Annotated in this window: 8 protein-coding genes and 1 pseudogene; 6 read left to right on the top strand and 3 right to left on the bottom strand. The window is 64.5% G+C overall.

Going from position 1 to position 9,038, the window contains the following annotated elements; all coding sequences use genetic code 11:
• Positions 1–861, top strand: a pseudogene (locus tag QZY44_RS32735) (hypothetical protein); the annotation flags it as partial.
• A gap of 150 nt (positions 862–1,011) precedes the next feature.
• Positions 1,012–1,239: a hypothetical protein gene (locus QZY44_RS32730; protein WP_295457632.1), complete on the top strand. Its 228-nt coding sequence runs from the start codon at positions 1,012–1,014 to the stop codon at positions 1,237–1,239.
• Between the two features lie 36 nt (positions 1,240–1,275).
• Here the strand turns inward: QZY44_RS32730 and QZY44_RS32725 are convergent, their stop codons facing one another.
• The 3 genes from QZY44_RS32725 to QZY44_RS32715 all read right to left on the bottom strand — a co-directional run bounded on the left by QZY44_RS32725 (position 1,276) and on the right by QZY44_RS32715 (position 4,818).
• Positions 1,276–2,895 carry an NAD+ synthase gene (locus QZY44_RS32725; RefSeq protein WP_295457584.1) on the bottom strand — a complete coding sequence of 540 codons (1,620 nt, stop codon included), beginning with the start codon at positions 2,893–2,895 and terminating at the stop codon, positions 1,276–1,278.
• A complete protein-coding gene (pncB, locus tag QZY44_RS32720; RefSeq protein ID WP_295457580.1) occupies positions 2,892–4,064 on the bottom strand; it encodes a nicotinate phosphoribosyltransferase in 1,173 nt (390 codons plus the stop codon). The genes QZY44_RS32725 and pncB overlap by 4 nt, the downstream gene beginning before the upstream one ends.
• A gap of 70 nt (positions 4,065–4,134) precedes the next feature.
• Positions 4,135–4,818: an NUDIX hydrolase gene (locus QZY44_RS32715; protein WP_295457577.1), complete on the bottom strand. Its 684-nt coding sequence runs from the start codon at positions 4,816–4,818 to the stop codon at positions 4,135–4,137.
• A 117-nt stretch (positions 4,819–4,935) separates the two neighbouring features.
• Here QZY44_RS32715 and QZY44_RS32710 point away from each other — a divergent pair, with 117 nt between their 5' ends.
• Genes QZY44_RS32710 through QZY44_RS32695 form a run of 4 tightly spaced genes read left to right on the top strand, consistent with a single transcriptional unit; the run spans position 4,936 to position 8,702 of the window.
• Complete coding sequence (locus tag QZY44_RS32710) at positions 4,936–5,733, top strand: isochorismatase family protein (RefSeq protein WP_295457574.1); 798 nt, start codon at positions 4,936–4,938, stop codon at positions 5,731–5,733.
• A gap of 12 nt (positions 5,734–5,745) precedes the next feature.
• Positions 5,746–6,468: a hypothetical protein gene (locus QZY44_RS32705; protein WP_295457571.1), complete on the top strand. Its 723-nt coding sequence runs from the start codon at positions 5,746–5,748 to the stop codon at positions 6,466–6,468.
• 10 nt (positions 6,469–6,478) lie between these two features.
• Positions 6,479–7,210 carry a protein phosphatase 2C domain-containing protein gene (locus tag QZY44_RS32700; RefSeq protein ID WP_295457569.1) on the top strand — a complete coding sequence of 244 codons (732 nt, stop codon included), beginning with the start codon at positions 6,479–6,481 and terminating at the stop codon, positions 7,208–7,210.
• On the top strand, positions 7,194–8,702 hold the full coding sequence (locus QZY44_RS32695) for a hypothetical protein (protein WP_295457566.1): 1,509 nt from the start codon (positions 7,194–7,196) through the stop codon (positions 8,700–8,702). The genes QZY44_RS32700 and QZY44_RS32695 overlap by 17 nt, the downstream gene beginning before the upstream one ends.
• The last annotated feature ends 336 nt before the right edge of the window (positions 8,703–9,038 follow it).

The following is a 9,038-nucleotide window of genomic DNA, read 5'->3' as shown; positions in this document are numbered from 1 at the left end:
GTCCGGAAGGCGTCCGCGGCGGACAGCAGGTCCGACTTGACCAGCCCGATGAAGGCTCGGAACGCCTCAAACGCGTCCTGGCCTGGGTACTCGTCGTTGCCCTCCTATTTCAGCGCCGCCAAGTGTCTCACCTACATTGGCACAGAGGGGCATCCCGATCCCTTGTTGGAGCGGGTCAGACGTTTCGTTGCAACGGCACGCTATCTTCGTCCCTGGCGAAACTACGGGCTGCGGCTCAATCTACTGGGCTGGTTGCAGTACCTCACCCAGCCGACGCGCAGCGCTGACATGGGCTCGCTGGCCGGCGACTGGGACACCCACTGGGATATCGCTTACCGGTACCGGCTCTTTTTCTGGATCCACCCGGACGACCCCTTCAGGATCGAGCGGATCGCCATCGAGCTGTGCGACCGCGCCGGCTCAAACCTGCTGACGGCCGCGGACCCGGAAGACGACGACGAGTGGCGGCGCGAAGAGCTGAACCGGCTGCGCGAGACCATCCGCGAATCGGACATCGCATTGGCCGCGTTGGAGACAGTACAGCGCGAATACGCGATGCCCGCGGATCGCTCTTGGCAGTTCCGCGAGCGGCCTGACCCGCAGGAGACCAGGCCGCGCGCGCGCCGCAAAGCGTTGCAGGGGAGTTGCAGCATGCTGTTGACTCAGTTCGAGAAACGCTTCGGAGCGGCAATCGCCGCCGACAGCCAACCGCTGATGGAGCGGATCGACGAATTCGATCGGCTGCTGACGCTCGCAGACGCGGTGATCGACAGCCCCGACAGCGAGGCTTGGCTGGCCGCGTTGGGGGAATCGGGAGGCGGTCACCAGGGACGCAGCGACACGGGCGCGGGCGGACCTTGAAGCCGCACAGGCGTTGGCGGAACAGTTGCGCGGCTCCGTGTCCGAGCGCGACGGCCCGCCACACTCACGGCTACGGTCCAGGCCGAAGAGCAGTTGCGGGATGCGGATACCCAGCATTGACTCAGCCGACCCGCCGAACATCAGGCGGCAGTGGCTGAGGCCCGTGCCCGCGAAACGGCTCTGACCGAGGAGAAGAAGGCCCTGGCCCTGGCGGCGCAACGCTTGCGGCAGGACCTTCGGAAGGTGCAGTCCGTGCTCGACGATGATGAGCGCGTGGCACCGCTCGCCAAGGCTGACTTTGCCGTGCAGGTTCACTTTCGACCCAAACCAAACCGGACAGATGGAATTGATCACTGGCCGTCCGCTCTGTTCCGATAACGAGCAGGACCGGCACTAGCGCGCTGTTTTTCTCAATCATTTGGTGCGTGCATACCTGGCAGCAATCGGCATTTGGCGACCTCCGCCGAACGAACGCGCATGCACCTTGATGATCGGCGGTGCCTGTCGCCGCTTGAACTCAGCCCGCGCCAGCATGCCTTCAATCCGCTCGCGCAGCGCCACATCCGATTCAAGGTCGGCCAGCGGCTCACCTTCAAGGATCTCCCGTAGCAGCGGATCAAGGACCTCATAGGACGGAAGGCTATCGCTGTCACGCTGTCCTGGTGCCAGTTCTGCCGACGGGGCCTTGTCGATGATGGCCACGGGGATGGGTGATCCGAATCGATCGTTGATCCAGCGGGCGAGCCGATAGACCTCCGTCTTGTAGAGGTCGCCGATCAGCCCGATGCCGCCGTTGGTGTCTCCATACAGGGTGCAGTAGCCGACGCTCATTTCGCTCTTGTTGCCGGTCGATACGAGCAGGGCGCCCAAGTCGTTCGCGTACTCCATCAGGATCGCGCCACGGACGCGGGCCTGGAGGTTTTCTGCGGCCAGACCAGCGAGATTTCGGTGCATGGCACGGCTGTAACCGCCATGGAAGGCTTGCACAATGTTCTCGATGGGGTGCGTCCGCAGTTCAACCCGCAACCGTTGGCAAAGGTCGGCCGAGTCGGAAATGCTCCCGTCGCTGGAGTACTGCGATGGCATGGTGATGGCGACGACGTTTTCCGGGCCGAGGGCCAAGGCGCTGACTGCGATCACGAGGGCAGAGTCGATGCCGCCGGAGGACCCCACGACCACGGAGCGAAAGCCCGTCTTGGCCATGTAGTCACGCAAGCCAAGGGTGAGTGCACCGAACATCTCCTCCTCGGCGCAGCAGGTTAAGGGCGCTTCCCCGGTGAATTGTCCCTGGTCGAAGTCGGCCACCACGAGGTCCGGCCGGAATCCCCGTCCCCGCGTGCGAATGGTTCCGCCGTCGGCAAAGAAGGAGTTGCCGTCGAAGACCAGTTCGTCGTTGCCGCCGACTTGGTTCACGTAGGCCAAGGGCAGCCCAGCCTTGAGTAGCGTGGCAGCCCGTAGCGCGGGCTTGCCGACGTGGAAAGGACTTGCGTTGATCGAAACGGCCAGGTCGGCACCAGCCTTGGCCAGGTCGCCGAGCGGGTCCACGGCATAGTCGCGCCCCTGGTAATTCCAGCCATCCTCGCAGACCAGCAGCCCGATCCGGTATCCGGCCAAGTCGAGAATGGCCGGATCACGCGGGCCCGGATCGAAGTAGCGCCGTTCGTCAAAGACATCGTAGGTCGGAAGGAGTTGCTTGTGGTAGCGCCGCACGATCCGGCCCTGATCAATGACCAACAAGGAATTGAGCAAGGGCTTGCCCAAGCCTCGATTGGCCGTGACCGCGCCGAGTACCAGCGTGATCGGCAACCGACGGGCGTACTCGGCCAGACGGGCAATGGCTCCGTCCTGAGCGGACAATAGTCGCGGGTCAAAAAGGAGGTCCCGCGGTGGGTAGCCGATCAGCGACAGTTCCGGGTAGGCCAGCAACCGGACTTGGCGGGTGGTCGCCTGGTCCGCCGCAGCAAGCACCTGCTCCAGGTTGCCGGTGATGTCTCCGACCGTTGGGTTGGTTTGGGCAAGTCCGATGCGGATCATGGGAACAGGCTCCTCAGGTAGGCGACGTAGGTCTCGTTGGCGCACAGGGTCTTGCCCGGCGCGTCGGAGAGCTTGGCGACCGGTTGGCCATTGGCCTGCACCAGCTTCATGACAATGTTCAGGGGCGCAACGCCCAGGTCATTACCCAGGTTCGTGCCGATACCGAAACCGGTCTGGATGCGGTCGGCGAAATGGTCATAGATCTCTATCGCCCGAGGAACGTTGAGGCTGTCGGAAAAGACGAGCCGCTTACCCGCGGTGGGCAGGCGCAGCTTCGCATAGTGGGCCAGCGCCTTTTCCCCCCAGACGATGGGATCGCCCGAGTCGTGCCGCAGGCCGTCGAAAAGCTTGGCGAAGAAGAGGTCGAAGTCCCGCAGGAACGCATCCATGGAGATGACATCCGTGAGCGCAATACCCAGGGCACCGCGATAGGTCTCGACCCAGACCCCGAGGGCACGCTTTTGGAAGTCAGGAAGGATGCCGCCCACGGCCTGGAAGAGCTGCAAGAACTCGTGGGCCATGGTGCCAATGGGAACGAGACCCAGCCGACGGGCGAGATCCACGTTGCTGGTGCCCTTGAACCAATTGCCGCCCTGGGCCTTCAGGGTGGCAACGACCTCTTCCTGCCAGGTACGCGACGCCCGACGCCGAGCACTGAAGTCGAAGACCTCAAAGGGCGTTGCGCGCGGCCGTACCGCGTTGGCCAGGGCGATCTTGGCTTGAAGGCGTTCGCGCCCGACGGTCAGGACCGCGTCGCGGTCGTTGCCGACCAGGCGCCGGAAATAGAGTTCGCTGACGATCGCCAGCACATCGATCTCGAACATCGTCACCTGGGGAATCGGGCCGCGTGCCTCAATGACGAGGTCGCAGCCCTCGGTGTCGATGACTAGGTGGCGATCAAGAAGCCGGAAGTTCTCCAGGTAGTCGATGAACCAGGGCGACATGAAGTAGAGGCCGCCCAAATAGTCCAATTCCTCCCCCGTAAACCGTAGCGAGCTCAAGGCCTCAGCCTCCCGGCGCAGGTCGCCGACCAGTTCGGCCAGGGGGAACGCCGGGATGTTGCGGCACTTGAAGCGATAGACAGCCAGGACCTCCGGCACCGCCTTGACCATCGCCTGGAGCATCGTGAGCTTGTAGAGGTCGGTATCGAGCAGGGACTGGATAATCATGATGGCATCCTAAGTTGTATACTACCACTAACGAGCCGTTGGCTTCGCCTGGCTCGGCCCTGGACCACATTCAGATCGTGCGGTCGAAAGTGGTCATCTCCTTGGCGCGATAGAGCTGCGCCGGGCGGTTCTGCCCCCCCTTGAAGGCGCCCGGAACCTCCTCGACGAACCCCAGTTCTCGCACCTTGCGGCGGAAGGAACTCTTATCCAGCGGGGTTCCCAGCAGCCGTCCATACAGGTCTTGGAGTTCCGACAGGGTGAAGGTATCGGGCAGCAGAAAGACCGGCAGGGCCGAGTAGGAGGCCTTGTTCCTGAGCCGTTCGACGGCGGCACCGATGAGAGTGGCATGGTCAAAGGCCAGCGGCGGCAGGGCGTCCACCCGAGCGAGCAGGTCGGCCGGCCATTGCTTCATGGTTTCCCGATCCTCTAGGGCCACGTAGCAGACGCTGACGGACCACCCACGGGGATCGCGGCTTGGGCCAGAGAAGGTGGCCAGTTGCTCCAGATAGCGGACTGCCTTGCCCGCCTTCGTCTTGAGCACACGGCAGGCGGCGGCGGCCGTGTTCTCGTCCTCCTCCGGGTGAACATAGCCCCCCGGCAGGGCCAGGGCTCCCTTGTAGGGCGCGGCGTCGCGGCGGATCAGACCGACACGCAACCCGTCAGACAGACTGCTTTCAAGGTCGACGGTGAGCAGGACGACATCGACCGTGACGAGGATTTTGGGGCGCATGGCGCTGTCCGATTTCATGTTCATGGAGGCATCCTAGCACGGTTAGTTGCATCGCACCACTAAATATAGTTGCACGGAACCACTAACTGTGCTTAACTTTTCTTAGTGGTATGTTGCCACGAACGAACCAAGGAGACTGCCATGAACATAAAGACCCACTTGGTCGTGATCGACCCACAGAACGACTTCTGCGACATTCCGGGCGCGGCCCTTCCCGTCCCCCGCGCCGGCGCGGACATGCTGCGGCTGGCTGCCTTCATCGACGCCAACGCGCCGCGCCTCGACGACATCCACATCACCCTGGACTCCCACAACCCGGTGGACATCGCGCACCCCGCTTGGTGGGTGGACGCCAATGGCGCCGCGCCGGCCCCGTTCACGGTGATCGGTGAGGACGACATGGCCGCCGGCCGCTGGCGGGCCCGTCTGCCCGAACTCCAGGCCCGCAGCACGCAGTACGTGAAGCAACTCGCCCGCGCCGGACGCTACGCCCTGGTGGTCTGGCCCGAGCACTGTCTGATCGGGACCTGGGGCCACAACGTGCAGGCCGAGGTGATGGCGGCCCTGAACCGTTGGGCTCGCTCCCGGGTGGAGGTGGTGGACTTCGTGACCAAGGGTTCGAACCCCTTCACCGAGCACTACAGCGCGGTCCAGGCGGAAGTTCCCGATCCGGCGGACCCCTCGACCCTGGTGAACACCCGGTTCATCGAGACCCTTGCTCAGGCCGACGAGATTCTGATCGCTGGCGAGGCCCTCTCACACTGCGTAGCCAACACGGTCCGGGACATCGCCAGCAACTTCGGCGACGAAAACATCAAGAAGCTCGTGCTCCTGGAGGATTGCTCCAGCTCAGTCGCGGGTTTCGAGGGCCTTGGTCAGCAGTTTGTCGCCGAGATGACGGCACGCGGCATGCGAGTCATCAATTCCGGTGCCTATTGAGAGGAAGACGCCATGAAACTGAACGACATGCAATCCGGCAAGGCGGCGGGGTTCAACTTCTCGGGGATTCGCCCCGAGACCTTGGGTGCGACCGAATACACCCTGGTGACCGTCGTGACCGACAAGACCGGCAGCGTCACCGCGTTCGCCGCCGAGCTCTTGGCGATGAAGCGGGCGGTGGTGGACGCTTGCCGAAAGAGTCCCAGGTCGGCCTACCTGCTCCTGCGACAGGTGGAGTTCAACACGGTGGTGGACGAGGTTCACGGGTTCCTGGAACTGACCGACATCGACCCGGCCAGCTACCGGGAGCCGGCCACCGGCGGCATGACGGCACTCTACGACGCGACCTTTGCTGCGGTTACCGCAACCCGGGCCTACGGCAAGACGCTCACGGACGCCGACTTCGGGGTCAATGCGATCGTTTTCGTCATCACCGACGGCGACGACAACGCCTCCCGTACCGGGACCGCCAAGGCCATCGCCCGCGAGGTGGCTGAAAGCGTCAAGAGCGAGGCCTTGGAGTCGCTCCGGGTGGTGTTGATTGGCATCAACGCCGGCCAGTATCGGGCGAAGCTGGAATCCTTTGCCGCCGCGGCGGGGATCGACCAGTACGTGGACGCCGGCGAGGCGACGCCCGGGCGGCTGGCAACGCTGGCCCAGTTCGTTGCCACGTCCATCGCGTCACAGTCCCAGAGCCTGGGCACTGGCGGGCCCAGCCAAGCACTGGTCTTCTGAGGACGAGACGATGGCCACCGACAGCTACTTCGTGATCGGCTCGAACCACCAGTCGGCGGGGATGCCATGCCAGGACTATGCCGTGCACGGGGCACTTCACGGCACCCGGTTCGGCATCGTCGCCGACGGTTGCAGCGCCTCTGCTGGCCGCCCGGACATCGGCGCGCGCCTGGCGGCCCTCAGCCTTGCCCGAGCATTCGAGATGGACCCGGCTGGTAGCCGCTCCCCGGAACCAGCCCTGCTTGCCGGTCTGCGTGACGCTTTGGACTCCGGCTGGGTAGGCCGGGAAGATTTGCTGACCACGGTCGGCGGTTTTCTGGTTGGATCGGAGGGTCTTCAGGCGTGGCTATGGGGCGATGGGGTGATGTTCGCTGTCTTCGCCGACGGAACCACCGAAATCCGCGTGGTGACCACAGAGGACAATACACCCTTCTACCCGATCTACCTGCTCCAGCCGGACGGCCCGCGCCCGCCGGCCGTGGTGAACGGGCAGCCGCTGGCCGGGGCGACCTGCTGCCACTGGGACCTGCGCGACGCCCCCCGTCCCCTCACGACCTTCATCATTGCCACCGACGGGCTGGCGCAGCTCCAAGGCATGGACACTGCGCCGGCCGCCGCCGAGCTGGCCGAGTTTCGGACCACGGCCGGCGCCTTCCTGAAGCGCCGGGCCATGCGGGCACTGCGGGCCGCACCTCCCATTGATGACCTTGGCCTGGCCGCCTACCATGAAGATCCTCGCTGAAAACAAGGGCTGGGTGACCCTCGAATCCCGCCATGTCATTGCGGCCGGCGGCGAAGGGACGGTCTATGGCCGGGACGGTGATGCCTTCAAGGTCTACCACCAGCCCCGCGACCTGGCGGACAAGATCAGGCTGCTGAAAGGATTGGATCACCCCGGCGTCATTGCCCCCAGGGGCATCCTGGAGGACGAGCGGCGCCGGTTCGTTGGCTACTGGATGCGCCGGGAGGCCGGCGAGGCGCTGCCCAACCTGTTCGCCAACGCCTGGCGGCACACCAACGCCTTTGGAGCGGCGCAAACGCAGGCAACCGCGGCAGCGATGCGCGAGGTGGTGGGATTCGCCCATAGCCGCGGGGCATTGCTGGTGGACGCCAACGAGTTCAATTGGCTGGTCGCCGGCTTAGGCACCAAGAAACCTACGCCCAGGCCGGTGGCCATCGACGTGGACTCCTGGCAGATCGGCCACTACCCCGCTACTGCCCTGATGCCTTCCATTAAAGACTGGCAGACCAGCGGATTTTCCGAGAACACGGACTGGTTCGCCTGGGGCGTGGTGACCTTCCAACTTTTTACGGGCATCCACCCCTACAAGGGCACCCATCCAACGTACGGCCGCCGCGACCTGGAAGCGCGGATGCGGGCGAACGCCTCGATCTTCGATGCCGGCGTGCGCCTGAACGCGGCGGTGCGCGACCCGTCCGCGATCCCGGCTGGATTGCTCGCCTGGTACAGGGCCGTCTTCCACGACGGGGTGCGTTGCCCACCGCCCGCGCAGTTCGGCATCGTTGCGGCCCCGACGGCGCGGATCGCCCCCGTCTCCGGTCAGGACGCCGTGGTGACGATCAGCCGGTTGCAGCGCGCCCGGCCAGTCCCGCCGATGCCGCCGCTGCAATCAAACAGGATTGCCCATGACCGGCTGGTGAGGCTCGGTGGTCGGTGGTTCGCCGTGGTGAATGACTCGGACCGCGGCCTGGTGGAACTGGACGACTCCGGCTTCGTGAAGGCCCAGTGGCCGGCGATCGCCAATGCCACCCGGTTCTACCGCGCCGGGGCCCTGTCCTGGTATCTCGGGCAGCCTTACCTCCTGGCCGTCGGTGAGGCAGTGAGCATCTTTCCGGCGCCCTTCCTCAAGGGGGCAGGACGGGTTCTGGATGTGTTCACCGATAGTGGGACCTTGGCCCTGATCCTGACGTTCGATGAGCGTACCGGACAAACGCGCCGGCGCACCGCTTGGCTTCAGTCCGGCGCCTGGCAGGAAGCGGACGTGGCGGACACCGAGGAGACCTTCATCAACGCCGCGGGCACTGGCTCCGGCGTGGTCGCGCACATCCCCGACAACGGCGAACTGCGGGTGTATTCGGTTCGGTCACCGAACTGGCGATCCATCCAATCGGCGTTGATCCGCGCCAATATGACGCTGGAGGCATTGGACGGCGCGATCGTGTTTTTTGACGGCGGTGAGGGCTTCCGGCTGCAACTCAGCACGTTACGTTAGATAGTGCCTGACAGGAAACTCGCATTTTCCAGCGCCGTCTATTCGTGACGGCCGGGAAATCCGTGGTCGAGCCATCCTGGACGCCACGCATATCTGCAATTAATGCCAAACGCGCCAGCCAAATGAGAGCGGTTCGTATTACGGGTGAATTCCGGGCACACTCCTCCCACAGACTGCATTCCCAATGTCCGGCAGCGGTGCTTAAGCGGCGCGACGAAAGGGAACGCGCTGTCGCTCCCGCGCCTCTGCTTCTTGCTGGCGTAGCAGGGCGCCGACCCGCTGAATATTGCGTGCCACCACCGCCAGTGCGACACAGCGCTTGAAGCCGTCGATGCC

The organism is uncultured Thiodictyon sp. (assembly GCA_903837595.1).
GTDB lineage: Bacteria > Pseudomonadota > Gammaproteobacteria > Chromatiales > Chromatiaceae > Thiodictyon.
Note: the sequence above shows the minus strand (reverse complement) of the source record. Positions and strands in the feature narration are given on the sequence as shown.